Genomic DNA, 17,019 nt, shown 5'->3' on the forward strand with positions numbered 1-17,019 from the left:
AGCACTTGCGCCCTGGCTCCAGCACTACAACACTGAACGAATCCACACCGGCATCGGAACCACACCCATCACCCGAGTGTCACCAACCTAATGGCGCAGTACATCTAGGCCTTCGTCGGTGGCCAGAATGTTTGGTGGCCAGTGGGGTGGTTCCCAGTCCTGTTGTTCGCTGGGATAGTACCGTCCTGAGGGTGAGGTCCAGCCGGGCGGTTTGTCTTTGCTGGCCCCGGCGGGTGTCCAGGCGGAGCCGTGTTTGAGGCGGTGGTGTTTCGGGCAGGGCTGTCCGAGGTTGTTGAGCCCGGTGGTGCCTCCGTCGGCCCAGGCCAGGAGGTGGTCGGCCTCGTTGTCCAGGGAGGGGTTGTTGCAGCCCGGGAAGGGGCACCGGCCGTCGCGGAGCCGCAGCCATTGGCGCATAGCCTTTGTGAGGCGGTAGTTGGTCCGGCCGATTTCCAGCGGGGCCCCGTCACGCGGGTCGGTCAGGACCCGGTGGAAGGACTCCGCGCCGTCGGCGATCAGGGCCCGGGCCATGGACGGCGGGATCGGCCCGTACCCGTCCAGGACCGCCGGTTCCTCCCCGGCGCCGAGCAGGGACAGGACCGGGACGGTGATCAGGACCTGCGCCCGCGGGACCGGCACCTCCCCGGTCAGGCCGTTGCCGTCGGCGTCGGTACCGGCGCTCAGGAGCGAGGTGGCGGCGACGTCGGCGCGGAGCTGCGGGCCTTGGCGCGAAACCGGTACGGGACGAGTTCCCCGGCCGGGCATCCGCGGGCCGGGTTGGGCGCGTCGGGGTCCAGGAAGTGCGCCTCCAGCGCCGCCGCCCCGGCCGGGTCCAGGTCACCGGTTTCGTCGACCATGATCCGGGCGTGGGCCCAGGAGATCGTCCCGTCCCGCAACGCGTCCAGGGTCAGCGGCAGTGCTGTTGTCAGGGCCTGGCTCTCGCCGAGCAGGGCTCCGGCGGCGTGTTCGCTGACCGTCAGGACACAGGCGAGCTCGGCGACCATCGCCATTTCCTGGACGGTGCGGTCCCGCAGGGATGCCGTCGGGGACGCCAGGGCCCGGGTCGCCGCCGCGTAGTCCGCGGTCAGCAGCACCTTCAGCGCCGCGAACCGGGCTTCCACAACGGCCAACCCTGAGAGCCCGTCCAGGCTGGCGTCCGCCAGAAGCCGCAACGGATCCGCCCACGGCGGACCAGACCCGGTACCCCGGGACGGACCGGCGCCGGACGGAATGATGCGGGCCGAATCAGCGTGGTCCTCCCCGGAACCGGTGAAGACAGCCAAAGCAGCAACGGACGCGGCGACAGCCGCCAGGGCCTCCCTGCTCTCCGCACTCCAGACCGTGCTTTCCATACCCCCATGACATCACGAGCCACCGACATTAAATGATGAAGCCAGATGGGCTCAGCGTGATGCCGGGCGGACGGCTGACGTACCGGCCGACGGGCCATGGGGGTGAGAGCGTCCCGGGAAGCCGGGGAGCCAACGCTCCCGGTGAAGCCGCGGAGCCAACGCCCTTGTGGGCTGTTTTTCTCACCCTGTGCGGATGAGTGCCTGCCGGTTGCCGCGGGCCATACTGGGAAAATGCCGACGAGCGATACCCGCACCCGCGATACCCGCACCCGCGGCGTCCGAGTCACCGACCTGGCCAGGCTGGCCCTTGCCTGGGCCGCCTCGACGGTGGCCCTCATCATTACCGGCGCGCTGCTCCCTGGATTCTCTGCATCCAGTTGGTGGGACTACGCCGCCGTGGCAGCAGTGGCCGGCATCGTCGGTCTGGTCCTCCGCCCCGCGCTGGTGGAGATCTCGGCCCGGGTGGGCTGGCTGGCGGTGCTTCTTACCGCTGTTGTCGGGCAGGCCCTGATCATGTATGTCGCCATCCGCCTGGTGCCGGGCATCGAGTCGACGGCGTGGACCGCCCTTGCCGCAACCTGGATCAGTGCGGTCGTGGCCACCCTTATCTCGTGGGCCACCACAGCCGGTACCGATGATGGACTGGTCACCTCCCTGGCCGGCAGGGCACGCCGGAAGACCACGGTGACCGACCCGGAGGTTGACGGCGTCCTGTTCGTGCAGCTCGACGGTGTCCCGTTCCCGGTGCTGCAGTGGGCAGTCCAGTCCGGGGCAGTACCGCATATCCGGCGCTGGCTGTCCTCGGGGGACTACACCTGCCGCGAATGGACTCCCCAGCTCCCGTGCACCACGCCAGCCAGCCAGATGGGCATTCTGCACGGCACCGTTGACGGAATCCCCGCCTTCCGGTGGTACGACCGGGAGCTCAAACGGGTCCTGGTCGCCAACCGCCCGGCGGACGCCCGGGTGATCGAGGAAAGGCACAGCACCGGCCAGGGCCTGCTGTACGACGACGGGGTCTCCATTTCGAACCTTTTCACCGGCGACGCGCCACGATCGCTCCTGACGATGAGCCACGTGGAGGTCCGGCGCGGGTCCACGCAGACGCGCCGTGCGTTCGCCTGGTTCTTCACCTCACCGAACGGGTTCATGCGCAGCTTCACGCGGACCGTCGGGGAGGTCCTCAAGGAGCGGTGGCAGGCCCGACGACAGGTCCGACGCGACTTCGACCCCCGCGTGCACCGGGACTGGACTTTCGCCCTGCTTCGCGCAGTGACGAATGGTCTCCTGCGTGACCTGAACACTGCCCTGGTCGCCGAGGAGCTGCGTCGAGGCACGAAGTGCATCTATGTCGACTACGTGGACTACGACGAGATCGCCCACCACGCAGGCGTTTTCCGGCCTGAGTCGCTCGCCGCCCTGGACGGCCTGGACCGCACACTGGGGTTCCTGGCCCGGCTCGCCGGTTCCGCTCCCCGCCGCTACCGGCTGGTCGTACTCTCGGACCACGGCCAGTCCCAGGGCACTCCTTTCGCTGACCGGTACGGCCAGAGCCTCGGTGATCTGTGTGCCGAGCTAATGCAGGAACACGTACAGACTGTCGACGCGTCCGTCGAAGGGCTGGGTCGCGCCGACTCCATTGCCGGCGACATCGCTGCCGGGGGGATGACCGGGAAGCTTGCGGCCCGCGCCAACGAAGGGCTGACCAAGGCACAGCAGACACCGGATCCCGGCAACGCCGAAGAGGAGCCGGTGGTGGTGCTGGGCTCCGGCAACCTAGGCCTGGTCTTCGTGCGGGGCGACCGGCGCTGGACGCTCGAGGACCTCGAGAGGGAGTGGCCCGCCCTGGTCCCCGGCCTGGCCGAACATCCTGGGGTCGGGTTCATCGCCGGGATCGATGAAGACGGCCGGGAATGGGCGATCGGGAGTGGCGGTCGACTCAATCTGACGAGCGGGGCCGTGGAGGGCACTGACCCGTTGGCCGGCTTCGGATCCCACGCCGCGCGGGTGCTCCGACGTGCGCTGATGGACCCCAAGGCGCCGGATCTCTACGTCAACAGCATGGTCGATCCGATGACCAACGACGTCACGGCCTTCGAGGGCCTGGTCGGATCCCATGGGGGCCTCGGCGGCTGGCAGGACCGCGCCGTGCTGCTCGGTCCCGCCGATCTCATGGCGGGGCTGCCCGAGCGAATTGAGGGTGCCGACGAGCTCCACCGGTTGCTGGTGGCGATGCTCGAGGCCTGTGGCCAGCGCACCACGACGGCGTTCCCGCGTTGAGTGACCGGGTGAGCCCGGTCCGCGGGACAGTTCACGGGCCTCTACTCATCCGGGTGCGACCCATGACTGGCCGGGGGAGAGAACGACAGCTGTGCAGCCGGGAGCCTGCTCCGCCACCGCATCGGCAAACCGGCGCCCGGGCAGCTCGAGCCAGCTCCGGGCAAAGTGTGTGACGAAGGGCGGGTGCAGGGTTCCCCAGTGCACCGGCAGGGCGTACCGCGCGCCGCTCAGTGCGACGGCGCGGGCGGCGGTCTCGGGGTTCAGGTGCCCCGCCGAGAGCCTCGGTCCCCATCCCCAGACTGGCACCACGACGACATCGATGGGACCGCCCGCCATGGCTGGGATCCCGGCCATCTCCGGAAACAGCCCCGTGTCACCCGCGATCCAGACGGTGCCCGAAGGACCGCGAACCAGCTGGCCATGGGCGTCGTTGGGTCGGTGCGGCATCGGGCGGTGACGATGCTCCGCCGGCACCTGCCGTATTTCGACACCGCGGCCGGCCGGGGTCCAGCCGTCGCCCAAGGACACCGTGTTCATGAACTTGCGGCGGCGCAACCAGGCGATGTTCGCGGGCGCACTCATCAGGGCCGCTCCGGGCAGCATGCGGAGGGAGCGCAGCTCGGCGTGGTCGTGGTGCAGGTGGGAGAGGAGCACGACGTCGGACCGGCTCCACGACGCAGGGTCCGGCCGGGGCGCCAGGCGCCGCAGCAGCCCGGCATGAGGACGAAGCAGCGGATCGGTCAGGACCCGAACCCCGTCGAGATCCAGGACCACCGAGGAGTGGCCCAGCCAGGTGAGTCTCATGCCGGGACCTGCGCTACTCCGTCTCTTCCTCCATAACGGCGATCGCGAAACCCAGCGCTTCGGTGACGTTGATCGCAGCCGACATCGTCCGGGCCGTTCCGATGATGGGGGCCACGGCGACGAGCACGTTCTGAACGTCCTTGGCCGTAACCCCTGACTCGATCGCGGGGCCCACATGGGCAAGGTAGGAGATGGGCCGGGCGTCGACGGCGGCGAGGGCAGCGATGCGAATCATGAGCAGCGCGTCGGCCGGCAGGTCGGAGCGTCCCAGGGAGGCGTCAGTAATGGCGCCGATGGTCTCCAGAACCGGGTTCTCACTCTGAGCGGACATGGTCGATCTCCTTAACGTGGGTTGCCATCACAGCCCCGGGGTGGGGCTGTCGATCGTGCAGAGCAATGAATGCGGCCCGGACCCCGGGGCGCAGTCCGTCGACTCCGGTCAGGCCATGGCCTTTGCCTTGAGGGAGTCAAACTCGGTCTGGCTGATTGCTCCGGAATCGAGCAGGGCCTTGGCATCGGCGATCTGGCTGGCCGGGCTCGCCGACTTTCCTGCGACCTGCTGGATGTACTCCTGCTGGGCGGCCTGTTGATCGGCAATGGCGGCCATCTGCCGCTCGGTCATGCTGCGGCCACGGGCGATCAGGTAGATGAGGGCGCCAAGCCAGGGCACGAAGACAAGCAGTATTACCCAGCCGGCCTTACCCCAGCCGCTGAGCGATCGGTCGCCGAACAAGTCAAACAGGCAGCGGAACCACACCATCAGGGCCGCGATCCAGATGAAGAACCAGAAACTCCATAGCAGGATGTCCCAGAAGTCAGTCGAAATTGAGCCCATGGCTACTCCTCCACTAGTGCCCGCCGGTGCCTGGCCGTCGCTTCGCGCACGAAGCAGGCCGCAATGGCGGAACATCTGCCGGGGCCCGATGCAGGCCCTCAATTGCCAGCCTGCCCGGACGGGCGGAGCACCGCATCGTTCGTCAAGGATGAGGTGGCTCCGCAAACCCGCAGCGGCGGCGTGGAGGGTCATCCCGCGGCGGCCTGGAGAGTCGGCCCGCGGCGGCCGCCTAGAAGGAGTGCTCGGGGCCGGGGAACTGGCCGGAGCGCACGTCCTCGCCGTAGGCCTTCGCGGCGTCGCTGAGTGAGGTGCGCAGGTCCGCGTACTGCTTGACGAACTTGGCCATCCTGCCGCCACGCAGGCCCGCCATGTCCTGCCACACCAGCACCTGGCCGGTGGTCGCGTTGCCGGCGCCGATGCCGATGGTGGGGACGTCGACGGCGGCGTCCACGGCAGCCGCCGTCGCCGCCGGCACCATTTCCATCAGGACGCAGAACGCGCCGGCGTCGGTGAGGGCGACGGCGTCGTCGATCAGCCGCCGGGCATCATCGCCGCGGCCCTGCACCCGGTAGCCGCCGAGGGCATGCTCGCTTTGCGGGGTGAAGCCGATGTGCGCCATCACCGGAATACCGGCCTGGACCATCGCCCGGACGGTCTCGGCATAGAACGCCCCGCCCTCGATCTTGACCGCGTGGGCGAGTCCTTCCTTGAGGAACCGGACGCCGGTGGCCACCGCCTGCTGGGCGGAGACCTCGTAGCTGCCAAAGGGAAGGTCCGCCACCACGAGGGCGCGCTTGGCCGAGCGGGTGACCGCGCGGCACAGGGGGAGCAGCTCATCCACGGTGACGGGCAGGCTGGTTTCGTTGCCGAAGACATTGTTGGAGGCTGAGTCGCCCACGAGGAGGACCTCGATGCCGGCCTGGTCGAAGATTTCCGCCGTGTACTGGTCGTACGCGGTCAGCATGGCAAAGCGCTCACCGTTGAGCTTGGCCTGGCGCAGGTGGTGCGTGCGGATCTTCGCCACCGGCTTCCGGGCGCCGGGCTCCTGGCCCGCCGTCGAGCCCGCGGACGCGGCCGGGGACGTTTCCGCTGCCGCGGACGCGCCCGCGGCGGCCGGGCCGTTGCCATAGGGGGCGGCTAGTTCTGCGGGCAGGCTGGAATCGGGGCTTGTGCTTGTGGCCATGGCACGAGCGTAGTGCGATCCGGCGGGTGCTAGCTACTGGGCTCCAGCCCGTGGGCGCGTGAGTCACGTCACACGGTCGCCGTCGGAATGAGCCTGGGACCGGTCTGGGGCGTCGAATTCAGGGTTCCCGGTGTTAACGCTGTGTTACGCGGGGCAGCTGCGCCAGCAATCGGTGGCAATGATTAGTAAAGTGAACGGTGAGCAGCCGCGGGACCCATGTACGACGGGCCTGGGGCACGGACGAAAGAACCGGAAAGAGGCCAGTATGGACCGCCAGCAAGAGTTTGTCCTGCGGACGATCGAAGAGCGCGACGTGCGGTTTGTGCGGCTGTGGTTCACCGACGTCGTGGGATCGCTGAAGTCCGTGGCGTTGGCCCCAGCCGAAGTGGAAGGCGCGTTCGAGGAGGGCCTGGGCTTTGACGGCTCCTCGATTGAGGGCCTCGCCCGCGTTTTCGAGTCCGACATGCTGGCCCAGCCGGACCCCGCCACCTTCCAGATCCTGCCGTGGCGCGGCGAGACCGAAGCGACGTCCCGGATGTTCTGCGACATCCTGACGCCCGACGGCGAACCCTCCGCCGCTGATCCGCGCAACGTCCTCAAGCGCAACCTGGCCAAGGCCGCGGACATGGGCTTCACCTGCTACACCCACCCCGAGATCGAGTTCTACCTGCTCAAGTCCCAGCAGCCGGGTCCCGACGGCGCCCCCGTCCCCGTGGACGAGGGCGGCTACTTCGACCACGTTCCCGGCGGTGTGGCGCAGGACTTCCGCCGCACGGCCGTGACCATGCTGGAATCGGTCGGCATCTCCGTCGAGTTCAGCCACCACGAGGCCGGCCCCGGCCAGAACGAGATCGACCTGCGCTACGCGGATGCCCTGCAGACCGCGGACAACATCATGACGTTCCGCACCGTGATCAAGGAGGTCGCGCTCCAGCAGGGCACGTACGCCACCTTCATGCCGAAGCCGTTCACGGCCCACCCGGGTTCCGGCATGCACACCCACTTCTCGCTCTTCGAGGGCGACACGAATGCCTTCTACGAGGCGGGTGCGGAGTTCCAGCTTTCCGAGACGGCCCGGCAGTTCATCGCCGGCATCCTTAAGCACGCCCCGGAATTCACCGCCGTCACCAACCAGTTCGTGAACTCCTACAAGCGGCTCTGGGGCGGCGGAGAAGCACCCAGCTACCTCAGCTGGGGCCACAACAACCGCTCGGCCCTGGTCCGCGTCCCGCTGTACAAGCCCGGCAAGGGCCAGTCCGCGCGGATCGAATACCGCGGCATCGACTCGGCAGCCAACCCCTACCTCGCCTACGCCGTGCTGCTGGGCGCCGGGCTCAAGGGCATCGAGGAGGGCTACCAGCTTCCCGCCGCCGCCGAGGACGACATCTGGTCGCTGAGCTCGGCCGAGCGCCGTGCGATGGGCCACGACCCGCTCCCGGCCAGCCTGCACGACGCCATCCGCTCGATGGAGGACTCCGAACTCATGCCGCAGATCCTGGGTGAGCAGGTGTTCGAACACTTCCTGCGCAACAAGCGTGCCGAGTGGCAGGACTATCGTCTCCAGGTCACGCCCTACGAGCTGCAACGCAACCTCGGCATCCTTTAGGCGGCCCCGATGAGCCTGGCACGACGCCTCATCGCCGCCGGCTTCAGCGATCTGGAAAACGGCGAACGGTGGCTGGCGGCCCCGGAACTGGAAGGCCTGGACCAGGACCTCCTCTTCTCCGGGCTGCAGCTGGCCGCGAATCCGGACACGGCGCTGCAGTCGCTGGTCCGGCTGATCGAAAAGCACCCGGACCTGCGGAAGCTGGCGGTCGCGGACGCGGAACGCAGCGAACCCATGTACCGGGTGCTGGGCGCCTCGGAGGCGCTGGGTGAGTTCCTGATCCGTCACCCCGAGCATCTCGATGTCTTCGAGGTGACCGCGAGCCCGGAACCGCGGGCAGCGGACGCCGCAGAACTGCGCGCCCGGCTGCTGCGCTCCGTGCAGGCCGATCCGAAATCCGGCCGCCCGGTCGCGGCGCTGACCGGGCAGGAGGGCTACGTGGCGCTCCGCACGGAGTACCGGCGCGGCCTCGTCGAGCTCGCCGTCAAGGACCTCTGCGCCGCCGATCCGCTGGACTTTCTGCCCGCCGCGGGCGCGGAACTGGCGGATCTCGCCGGCGCCGCGATCGAGGCGGCCCTGGCTGTCTCGCGGGCCGAGGCCGCCGAGCACTTCAGCGCCACCGAGGTGGCCGACGTCGGGCTGGCCGTCATCGGCATGGGCAAATGCGGTGCCCGCGAACTCAACTACATTTCCGACGTCGACGTCATCTACGTGATCGAGTCCGGCGAGCTCGACGATTCACGCGCCAACACGATCGGCACGGCCCTGGCGTCCGGCATCTCCCGGGCGATCATGTCCATCGGCCGTGAACCCGGGCTGTGGGAGGTCGACGCCAACCTTCGGCCGGAGGGCAAGTCCGGGCCGCTGGTCAGGACCCTTGCCTCGCATGAGAGCTACTACGCCCGCTGGGCCGAGAGCTGGGAATTCCAGGCCCTGCTCAAGGCCCGAACCATCGCCGGGGACACCGAGCTCGGCGCCCGCTACGAGGCCGCCGTCGCGCCGCTGATCTGGTCCTCCGCCGGCCGGGAAGGCTTCGTGGAGTCCGTCCGCTCGATGCGCCGCCGGGTCACCGAACACATCCCCGCCGAGGAGGAGCAACGGCAGATCAAGCTGGGCCGGGGTGGACTGCGCGACGTCGAATTCACCGTCCAGCTGCTGCAGTTGGTGCACGGCAAATCCGACGAGAGCCTGCGCTGCCGCGACACCACCTCGGCCATCGCCGCGTTGTCCGCGGGGGGTTACATCGGCCGCTCGGACGCCGCCGAGTTCGACCGCGACTACCGCTACCTCCGGCTCCTCGAACACCGGATCCAGCTCTTCCAAATGCGCCGCACCCACCTCATGCCCGTCAAGGAAGCTTCGCTGCGGGCCCTCGCCAAAGCCGTGCTCGGGCCCTTCTCCAGTGAACGGCCCAAACCCGACGCCCTGGTCGCGGCCTGGCGCAAGACCAAACGCTCCGTCCGTGAGCTGCACGAACGCATCTTCTACCGGCCGCTGCTCAACACCGCGGCGGCGCTCAGCAGCGAGGAAGCCAGACTCAGCCCGGAAGCCGCGCAGGGGCGCCTCGCCGCCCTGGGCTACCTCGATCCGAGCGGCGCCATGCGCCACATCGAGGCCCTCACCGCCGGAGTCAGCCGCCGCGCCGCGCTCCAGCGCCAGCTCCTGCCGATCCTGCTCGGCTGGCTCGCGGAGGGTGTGGACCCCGACGCCGGCCTGCTGGCCTTCCGGCGGGTCAGCGAAGCGCTCGGCACCACGCACTGGTACCTCGGGATGCTCCGGGACTCGACGGCGGCGGCCGAGCGGCTCTGCCACGTGCTGTCCAACTCCCGCCTGATCGCGGACCTGCTGGAAGTCTCACCCGAATCCGTGGCCTGGCTCGGCTCGGACAAGGAACTGGTGCCCTTGACCTTCGAGGCGCAGTGGCTCGAGATCGTCTCGAAGATGTCCCGGCACGCGGAGCCGGAAAGCGCGATGCGCCTGATCCGGCTGATCCGCCGCCGCGAGATCCTGCGGATTGCGATCGCGGACAGCGAAGGGCTGCTGGACCAGGACCAGGTCGGCGCGGCGCTGGCCGACACGGACCGGGCCGCGGTCCTGGGCGCACTGCGCGTCGCGGAAACCATGGTCACCGGCGACGAGCCGCTCAAGACGCATGTGCTGGTGGTCGCCATGGGACGGCAGGGCGGCCGGGAGATCGGCTACGGCTCGGACGCTGACGTCATGTACGTGCACCGCGGGCTTCCCGGCGTCCCGGAGGACGAGGCCCAGCAGCAGGCCCTGCAGATCGTCAGCAGGCTCTCCAACCTGCTGACCCAGCCGCTCAAGCCCGCCATCCTCGCGGAGCGTGTCCTGATGGTGGACGCCGACCTGCGGCCGGAGGGCAAGAGCGGGCCGATGGTGCGGTCGCTGGAGTCCTACGCAGAGTATTACCGGCGGTGGTCGCTCATCTGGGAGGCGCAGGCGCTGCTGCGTGCCCGCCCGATGGCCGGCGACGACCAGCTGGCCTCCGGGTTCGTGGCCCTGATCAACCCGATCCGCTACCCCGAGTCGCTCTCCGAGCAGGACGCGCGCGAGGTCCGGCGGGTCAAGGCCCGGGTGGAAGCGGAGCGGCTGCCCCGCGGCGCGGATCCCGCCCGGCACCTGAAGCTGGGCCGCGGTGGCCTGAGCGACGTCGAATGGCTGGCCCAGCTGCTCCAGCTGCAGCACGCCGGACAGCACCCCGAGCTGCGGACCACCTCCACCGTCGAGGCGCTCGAGGGAGCGGCCGCCGTCGGGCTCCTCGATGCGGGTGACGTGGTGATCCTGCTCCGTGCCTGGCACCTGGCGGGCCGAATCCGGTCCGCCAACGTGATCTGGACCGGACGGGCCTCGGATATGCTGCCGTCCTCCCGCCGGGACCTGGAAGCGGTGGCCCGCTGGTGCGGCTACGGGCAGGGCAACGCCGCCGCGCTCGAGGAGGACTACCTGCGGCTCAGCCGCCGCGCCCGGAGCGTGTTCGAGCGGGTTTTCTACGGCCAGTAGCGTTGTCCGCCGGGATCCCGCGGACTCCCGGCGGACTCCTGCTGGTGCCCGCCGGGGCCGGCAGGGGCTCAGCCGGTCGCCGTCAAGGGCTGACATGCGCCGGGGCCCGGTGCTACTTTGGGGCCATGGCCAAGCAAATGTTCCTGAATCTCCCCGTGAAGGACCTCGACAAATCGGTCGCGTTCTTCACCGCGCTGGGGTTTTCCTTCAACCCCGACTTCACCGATGAGAACGCCACGTGCATGATCATCAACGACGACGCGTTTGTGATGCTGCTGGTGGAGAACTACTTCAAGACCTTCACGTCCAAACCAATCGCTGACGCCCGTAGCACCACCGAGGCCATCCTGTCCTTCTCCGTGGACAGCCGCGAGGCCGTGGACGAGCTGGTCAGGACGGCCCTCACCGCCGGCGGAACCCCGTCCGAGGAGGCCCAGGACTACGGCTTCATGTACAACCACAGCTTCCAGGACCCGGACGGCCATTTGTGGGAGGTCTTCTGGATGGACCCGGCCGGGCCGCCCAAGGACGCGGCGCTCTGAGCCGATCGGGGCACCCCGGAGCGGGGCACCCTCCGGCGTGGGTAGGCTTCCTTTATGGCTGAACACGTGTGGCTGCTGCCGCTGAAGGACCTTGGCGACGACGCGCGTGCCGTCAAGCTCGGGGAGATTGCCGAACTCGAGGTCCTGGCAAGCCAGCGCAGGTTCGTGGGCGAGCCGCTGCGGATGGTGCTGATCGGGCTGGAAGAGGAGTCCCGGCACCCCTTTGCGATCGACGCCAACGGATCCGCCGTCGGGGTCCTGACGCTGCAGGCCGGAGCCGCGACCCTGGCCGGCTGGGCGGACGACGAATCGGTCTGGCTGCTGCGGGGCTTCCTGATCGACTACCGGCAGCAGGGCAAGGGCCTGGGCGCGCTGGCAGCGCAGGCCGCCGTCCGGGCCGCCGGGAAACTGACGGCAGCCCTCGGCGGCGGGCAGGCCGGCGTCGTGCTCTCCGTCAACGAACACAACCCTGCCGGGCAGGCCGCCTACCGGACGGCCGGGTTCGAGGACCGCGGCCAGTACCTGGGCGGCGACGCCAGCCCGCAGCGGACCCTGTACCGGCCGTTCTGATCCGCAGAGACCCGTCACCGGTCCTCGGCGGGCACCCGCCATTCCTAGGGGGCTTTCCGGCCCGCAATTCTTAGTACCGAGGCGCGCAGCGGACGAATGACCCAGACCAGGCCGGCGGCGATCAGGACCCCGGCGATCGTGAAGAATGCCGGCAGCGGGTTGAAGGGTCTGGCGGCCGCTGGTGTTGTGGCGGCCGCCGGTCCGGATGACGGCGACGGCGACGGGCTCGCCGTGGCAGCCGGTGCCGGGGCCGCGGGTGCGGATTCCGTCGGGGCAGCAGCAATGTCGGCCGGTACGACGGCGCCGGTAACGGCAGCCTGGACCGGCCCTGCCGCCTGGGGCCGGACGTCACCGCTTCCGCCCTGCGCCGGAAGATAGTTCTGCGCGGGGGAAGTCCGGGCCAGTGGCCGGGCTGCGGCGGCCTGGACTGCGGGAGCCTGAGGGGCGGGTGCCTCGTCGGCGGACGCCGGTTCCGCAGGTGCCGCGTCGGTGGGTGCCGCGTCGGTGGGTGCCGGGACGGCGGCGGGTTCCGGGGCTGGTTCCGGGACCGGCACGGGGGTCGGCTGGGCTCCGGGGTCCACCCCGCCGTTCCCGCCCGTAGCGCTGTCGACGATGTCGATGTACAGCGAAGTCTGGGTGTCCGGATTGTAGCCCGGCGCCGTTGCGGTGACTTTCGCCCGGATCCAGTGCCCGCCGTCGGCAGCCACGACAGTGTAGGTGCTTGCGGTGGCCCCGGCGATCGACTGGCCGTCCCGCTCCCACTGGAAGAGCAGGGTCACCGGTTCGCCGCCGGCGTACCACCACTGGATGGGTTCCACACTGAGCGTGTTGCCGACCTTGTCCCCGCCGGACAGCCACATTTCATCGGGGGGCGCGATGAAGCCGGGGGTGACCGCCGTCGAAGTGTTTGACATGGACACGCTTGGCACGCCGGCCGAAATGCCGGTCGCTTTCAGGGTGACCATTTTGCCCAGGTCGGCGGCCTTGATCGTGTAGGCGTTGGCGGTGGCCCCCTCGATGTCCACGCCGTCAGCCTGCCACTGAAGTTTCAGGGTCATCCAGCTGGGCGACCAGGTCCCAAGGTTGCTGACCTCCAGCGTGGATCCGACCCTGGTCCGGCCCCACACGGTCGGGGCCTCGCCGGTGATGCCGGGCCGGCCGGTGTACTCGGCGGTGTTGGCCTCGCTGACTTTCGGGGACGGCAGGGTTGTCTCCACCCCGTCGTTCACCCCTGGGGCGGACGCGCTAACACGCAGCGCCAGGGAATGGTCCGTGTCGGACTTCGTGATCTTGTAGGTTTCCCCTACGGCTCCGGGGATGCCGACACCGTCGCGCAGCCACTGGTATTTCAGCGTATTTGTTTCGGTCCCCTGGCCGTAGAGCCACACGCCTGCGGAGGAAGTGAGGGTTTGTCCCGCTTTGAGGATGCCGGTGAAGGTCGGCTGTTCCGCCGCCCGGACTATGGCAAGGCCTGCGGCGCTTTCGCGGTAGTCGCGGCACGCCGTCCCATAACCAGTATCCCAGCAGGCGGATGTCGCTTGGGCGGGGCCGGCGAAGCCGGCGGTGGACAGGATGATGGCGGCACCGACGGCAGAAGCCGCGCGCGACAGAGATCTCTTCAATTTTCCCCCAAAGAATGCCCTTGCCGTGACCGGGGTGGGACTTAGGGACACATGCTACAAGAGAAATCAGTCTGCTCCGTTCCGGCGATCCGGCCGACCGCCACAACTTCGTCAACTTACGTTGACTCTCGGCGCGAGTGTCAACTAAGGTTGACGCCAGGAGGTGCCGATGAAAACACTGATCGGTTCAATGGACGGCAAGGGCCCCGCGGAGGCGCTGTACGAGGTGGCCGAGCTGCGCAAGGAAGTGGCCCGCACCGAGACGGAAATGGTGCTGCGGGCGCGCCGGGCAGGTCTGTCGTGGGAAGCCATCGCAACCTGTCTCGGCGTCAGCAAGCAGGCCGTGCACAGGAAGTACGGGAAGCGCTGAACCGGACTCCGGGCGGCCGTGGCTTAACGACAAACGGCCCCCACCGTGAGGTGGGGGCCGCCGTCGTGCAATCCCTTGGGGACAGCCTCTACTTAGACGCCGTAGTACAGCTCGAACTCGAACGGGTTCGGGCGGAGCGAGAGCGGACGGATCTCGTTCTCGTACTTGTACTCGATCCAGGTGTCGATCAGGTCCTGGGTGAAGACGCCGCCGGCCTGGAGGAACTCGTTGTCCTCGGCCAGGGCATCCAGGGCCTCTTCGAGCGTGCCGGGAGCCTTGGGGATGTCCTTGGCTTCCTCGGCGGGGAGCTCGTAGAGGTCCTTGTCGATCGGGGCCGGCGGTTCGATGCGGTTGCGGATGCCGTCAATGCCGGCCATCAGCTGGGCAGCGAACGCCAGGTACGGGTTGGAGGAGGGGTCCGGCGCGCGGAACTCGATGCGCTTGGCCTTCGGGTTGGAGCCCGTGATCGGGATGCGGATACCGGCGGAGCGGTTGCCCTGCGAGTAGACCATGTTGACCGGAGCTTCGAAGCCCTTGACCAGGCGGCGGTAGGAGTTCACCGTCGGGTTGGTGAATGCCAGTACGGCGGAGGAGTGCTTCAGCAGGCCGCCGATGTACCAGCGGGCCATGTCAGACAGTCCGGCGTAGCCCTTTTCGTCGTAGAACAGCGGCTCGCCATTGGTCCACAGCGACTGGTGGCAGTGCATGCCCGAACCGTTGTCACCGAAGACCGGCTTCGGCATGAAGGTGACGGACTTACCCCAGGCGTCGGCCGTGTTCTTGACGACGTACTTGAACTTCTGCAGGTCATCAGCCGCGTGGGTCAGCGTGGTGAACTTGTAGTTGATCTCAGCCTGGCCGGCGGAACCGACCTCGTGGTGGCTACGCTCGACCTCAAGGCCGGCTTCGTCCAGGGCGATGCACATGGCGTCGCGGAGGTCGGCCTGCTTGTCGGTGGGGGAGACCGGGAAGTAGCCGCCCTTGATCGGGGTCTTGTAGCCGAGGTTTCCGCCCTCTTCTTCGCGGCCGGTGTTCCAGTGAGCTTCCTCGGAATCGATCTTGTAGAAGCTGCCCTGCGGGGAGGACTGGTACTGCACGTTGTCGAAGACGAAGAACTCGGCCTCGGGTGCAAAGAATGCGGTGTCGGCGATGCCGGTGGAAGCCAAGTAGGCCTCGGCCTTCTCGGCTACGCCGCGCGGGTCGCGGTGGTACGGGTCACCGGTGCGGGGGTTCACGATCGAGAAGTTCAGCGCGAGGGTCTTCTCCATGCGGAACGTGTCGAGGAACGCCGTCGTGACGTCCGGGATGAGCTGCATGTCCGACTCGGCGATGCCCTGGAAGCCGCGGATCGAAGATCCGTCGAAGAGCTGGCCGTCGACGAAGAAGTCCGCGTCAACGCTCTTGGCGGGCACATTGAAGTGCTGCTGCACGCCAGGGAGATCGGTGAAGCGAATATCGACGAACTTAACGTCTTCGTCTTTGATGAACTTGAGGACTTCGTCCGCAGTCTTGAACATCTATGCTCCTTATGCATGTGAAAGATCTGGCCGTCAGGCCGTGTGGTCCAGCGCAATCCGACAGCGGGGAAAACACAAAAGTGCCCCCGCTCCTATGCCGCTAGCAACTGTTACCACCCTAAGGACACGGGATTTCCCCGCGGTGTCCGCTTTGTTTCCGGCAGGTTACAGAATGCCCTGACAGGTAAACGGTAGCCGCTGTCCACAACGTGGCCTATCCGTGACCAGAGTGTGGCCCCTGAACGTCCACACTATGAACAGCGCGGGGAGGCATCCATTGCCGATAGTCTTGGAGGGTGGTTGATCGTAAAGACATAGGTTCATGGCTCACCGGGCCGGATACGTCCGGCATTTCGAAGTACCCGGGGGAGCGGCTGGGCCTGCCCGAGTCCGGGCCGGGTTCCATTGCCCGTGCCGGCCGGCGCATCGTCGCCATCTGCGTTGACTGGGCCATCGCGCTGCTGATCAGCAACTACGCCTTCGCCGGAGATCCCTGGGCGACCCTGGCCGTGTTCGCCGTCGAGCAGGCACTGCTCGTCGGCACCCTCGGCTACAGCATCGGCCACCGCATGGTGGGGATCCACGTCGTCCGGCTCGGCGGCGGCCCCGCCGGCCCCGTGCCGGCCCTGGTCCGCAGCCTCCTCATATGCCTCGTGATCCCCGCCGTCATCTTCGACCCCGACCACCGCGGGCTCCACGACAAGGCCATGAACACGGTCCTGGTCCGGATGTAGCTTTCGCCGGGACGCGCGCCGCGCTACACCTCGACGATTCGCCACGAATGGCCGCTACACCTCGTCGATTAACCACGAATGGCCGCTAAACCTCCCGGTTTAGCGGCCACTTGCGTCATATGGGTGCGGGCACCGGGGCGGTCTTCGGCCGCATCGCGGGGGAACACCCGAGGGTCCTGAAGCGGCTAAACCCCGGCGGTCTCGCCGGCCGGCTCCTGCGCCGGCTGCGCAGCATCCTGTCCGGCCCTGACCGTCAGGTACCCGTGGCGGCCCGCCCAGCGCTCAAACCAGACCGTGGCGAACGGGAACACCGCTGACAGCCCCGCGAACAGGGCCACCCGGAACGGCCAGCGCTGCATGCCCCACAGGCTCAGTGCCGCGATCCCGTAGCCGATGAAAAGCGCTCCATGGATCGGGCCGGCGATTTCCACCCCCAGTTCCGTGGTCCGGGTGACCCATTTGAGGAACATCCCCGCCAGCAGTGCGGCCCAACTGAAGGCCTCGGCGATGGCCAGCACCCGGAAGATGCGGATCACGGAGGAAGTAGACGGAAGTTTCATGGCGGAGTCTCCGGTTTCTGTCCCGA

Annotated in this window: 14 protein-coding genes and 1 pseudogene; 7 read left to right on the forward strand and 8 right to left on the reverse strand. The window is 68.3% G+C overall.

Going from position 1 to position 17,019, the window contains the following annotated elements:
* Positions 1 to 87: 87 nt before the first annotated feature.
* Positions 88 to 1,349: pseudogene (locus ACZYZ5_RS00005) on the reverse strand (HNH endonuclease signature motif containing protein).
* A 231-nt stretch (positions 1,350 to 1,580) separates the two neighbouring features.
* Here ACZYZ5_RS00005 and ACZYZ5_RS00010 point away from each other — a divergent pair.
* Positions 1,581 to 3,629 (forward strand): phage holin family protein, encoded by a 2,049-nt coding sequence (locus tag ACZYZ5_RS00010; RefSeq protein ID WP_463898199.1) that lies wholly within the window; start codon positions 1,581 to 1,583, stop codon positions 3,627 to 3,629.
* A gap of 45 nt (positions 3,630 to 3,674) precedes the next feature.
* Here ACZYZ5_RS00010 and ACZYZ5_RS00015 read toward each other — a convergent pair whose 3' ends face one another.
* The 4 genes from ACZYZ5_RS00015 to panB all read right to left on the reverse strand — a co-directional run bounded on the left by ACZYZ5_RS00015 (position 3,675) and on the right by panB (position 6,451).
* A complete protein-coding gene (locus tag ACZYZ5_RS00015; protein WP_463898202.1) occupies positions 3,675 to 4,433 on the reverse strand; it encodes an MBL fold metallo-hydrolase in 759 nt (252 codons plus the stop codon).
* Between the two features lie 13 nt (positions 4,434 to 4,446).
* Complete coding sequence (locus ACZYZ5_RS00020; RefSeq protein WP_463898205.1) at positions 4,447 to 4,764, reverse strand: carboxymuconolactone decarboxylase family protein; 318 nt, start codon at positions 4,762 to 4,764, stop codon at positions 4,447 to 4,449.
* 108 nt (positions 4,765 to 4,872) lie between these two features.
* Positions 4,873 to 5,268: an SHOCT domain-containing protein gene (locus ACZYZ5_RS00025; protein WP_463898207.1), complete on the reverse strand. Its 396-nt coding sequence runs from the start codon at positions 5,266 to 5,268 to the stop codon at positions 4,873 to 4,875.
* Positions 5,269 to 5,497: 229 nt separating this feature from the next.
* The gene (gene panB, locus ACZYZ5_RS00030; protein ID WP_463898209.1) at positions 5,498 to 6,451 is read right to left on the reverse strand and encodes a 3-methyl-2-oxobutanoate hydroxymethyltransferase; all 954 of its coding nucleotides are present in this window, start codon (positions 6,449 to 6,451) and stop codon (positions 5,498 to 5,500) included.
* 265 nt (positions 6,452 to 6,716) lie between these two features.
* On the opposite strand from panB, the gene glnA (ACZYZ5_RS00035) reads away from it, so the two are divergent.
* From glnA (ACZYZ5_RS00035) to ACZYZ5_RS00050, 4 genes are all read left to right on the forward strand, one after another.
* Positions 6,717 to 8,057, forward strand: coding sequence for a type I glutamate--ammonia ligase (glnA, locus tag ACZYZ5_RS00035; protein ID WP_282383217.1), 1,341 nt, complete (start codon positions 6,717 to 6,719; stop codon positions 8,055 to 8,057).
* Between the two features lie 9 nt (positions 8,058 to 8,066).
* Positions 8,067 to 11,078, forward strand: a complete 3,012-nt coding sequence (locus tag ACZYZ5_RS00040; protein ID WP_463898211.1) for a bifunctional [glutamine synthetase] adenylyltransferase/[glutamine synthetase]-adenylyl-L-tyrosine phosphorylase — start codon at positions 8,067 to 8,069, stop codon at positions 11,076 to 11,078.
* 125 nt (positions 11,079 to 11,203) lie between these two features.
* Positions 11,204 to 11,620: a VOC family protein gene (locus tag ACZYZ5_RS00045; protein ID WP_463898213.1), complete on the forward strand. Its 417-nt coding sequence runs from the start codon at positions 11,204 to 11,206 to the stop codon at positions 11,618 to 11,620.
* A gap of 54 nt (positions 11,621 to 11,674) precedes the next feature.
* Complete coding sequence (locus tag ACZYZ5_RS00050; RefSeq protein WP_463898215.1) at positions 11,675 to 12,190, forward strand: GNAT family N-acetyltransferase; 516 nt, start codon at positions 11,675 to 11,677, stop codon at positions 12,188 to 12,190.
* A 44-nt stretch (positions 12,191 to 12,234) separates the two neighbouring features.
* Here ACZYZ5_RS00050 and ACZYZ5_RS00055 read toward each other — a convergent pair whose 3' ends face one another.
* A complete protein-coding gene (locus ACZYZ5_RS00055) occupies positions 12,235 to 13,812 on the reverse strand; it encodes a hypothetical protein (protein ID WP_463898218.1) in 1,578 nt (525 codons plus the stop codon).
* A gap of 169 nt (positions 13,813 to 13,981) precedes the next feature.
* On the opposite strand from ACZYZ5_RS00055, the gene ACZYZ5_RS00060 reads away from it, so the two are divergent.
* Complete coding sequence (locus ACZYZ5_RS00060) at positions 13,982 to 14,182, forward strand: death domain-containing protein (protein ID WP_463898220.1); 201 nt, start codon at positions 13,982 to 13,984, stop codon at positions 14,180 to 14,182.
* Between the two features lie 92 nt (positions 14,183 to 14,274).
* On the opposite strand, the gene glnA (ACZYZ5_RS00065) is transcribed toward ACZYZ5_RS00060, so the two are convergent.
* A complete protein-coding gene (glnA, locus tag ACZYZ5_RS00065; protein ID WP_463898222.1) occupies positions 14,275 to 15,699 on the reverse strand; it encodes a type I glutamate--ammonia ligase in 1,425 nt (474 codons plus the stop codon).
* Between the two features lie 296 nt (positions 15,700 to 15,995).
* Between glnA (ACZYZ5_RS00065) and ACZYZ5_RS00070 the strand changes: the two genes are divergently transcribed.
* Complete coding sequence (locus ACZYZ5_RS00070) at positions 15,996 to 16,433, forward strand: RDD family protein (protein ID WP_463898224.1); 438 nt, start codon at positions 15,996 to 15,998, stop codon at positions 16,431 to 16,433.
* 185 nt (positions 16,434 to 16,618) lie between these two features.
* Here ACZYZ5_RS00070 and ACZYZ5_RS00075 read toward each other — a convergent pair whose 3' ends face one another.
* Positions 16,619 to 16,993 carry a DUF3817 domain-containing protein gene (locus ACZYZ5_RS00075; protein WP_463898225.1) on the reverse strand — a complete coding sequence of 125 codons (375 nt, stop codon included), beginning with the start codon at positions 16,991 to 16,993 and terminating at the stop codon, positions 16,619 to 16,621.
* Positions 16,994 to 17,019 lie beyond the last annotated feature (26 nt).

This window comes from Pseudarthrobacter ribosi, assembly GCF_055412865.1.

Excerpts from the sequence above, each read along its gene's own strand:
- ACZYZ5_RS00010 (WP_463898199.1), top strand. The coding sequence starts at position 1,581 with ATGCCGACGAGCGATACCCGCACCCGCGATACCCGCACCCGCGGCGTC.
- ACZYZ5_RS00015 (WP_463898202.1), bottom strand. The coding sequence starts at position 4,433 with ATGAGACTCACCTGGCTGGGCCACTCCTCGGTGGTCCTGGATCTCGAC.
- ACZYZ5_RS00020 (WP_463898205.1), bottom strand. The coding sequence starts at position 4,764 with ATGTCCGCTCAGAGTGAGAACCCGGTTCTGGAGACCATCGGCGCCATT.
- ACZYZ5_RS00025 (WP_463898207.1), bottom strand. The coding sequence starts at position 5,268 with ATGGGCTCAATTTCGACTGACTTCTGGGACATCCTGCTATGGAGTTTC.
- panB (WP_463898209.1), bottom strand. The coding sequence starts at position 6,451 with ATGGCCACAAGCACAAGCCCCGATTCCAGCCTGCCCGCAGAACTAGCC.
- glnA (WP_282383217.1), top strand. The coding sequence starts at position 6,717 with ATGGACCGCCAGCAAGAGTTTGTCCTGCGGACGATCGAAGAGCGCGAC.
- ACZYZ5_RS00040 (WP_463898211.1), top strand. The coding sequence starts at position 8,067 with ATGAGCCTGGCACGACGCCTCATCGCCGCCGGCTTCAGCGATCTGGAA.
- ACZYZ5_RS00045 (WP_463898213.1), top strand. The coding sequence starts at position 11,204 with ATGGCCAAGCAAATGTTCCTGAATCTCCCCGTGAAGGACCTCGACAAA.
- ACZYZ5_RS00050 (WP_463898215.1), top strand. The coding sequence starts at position 11,675 with ATGGCTGAACACGTGTGGCTGCTGCCGCTGAAGGACCTTGGCGACGAC.
- ACZYZ5_RS00060 (WP_463898220.1), top strand. The coding sequence starts at position 13,982 with ATGAAAACACTGATCGGTTCAATGGACGGCAAGGGCCCCGCGGAGGCG.
- glnA (WP_463898222.1), bottom strand. The coding sequence starts at position 15,699 with ATGTTCAAGACTGCGGACGAAGTCCTCAAGTTCATCAAAGACGAAGAC.
- ACZYZ5_RS00075 (WP_463898225.1), bottom strand. The coding sequence starts at position 16,993 with ATGAAACTTCCGTCTACTTCCTCCGTGATCCGCATCTTCCGGGTGCTG.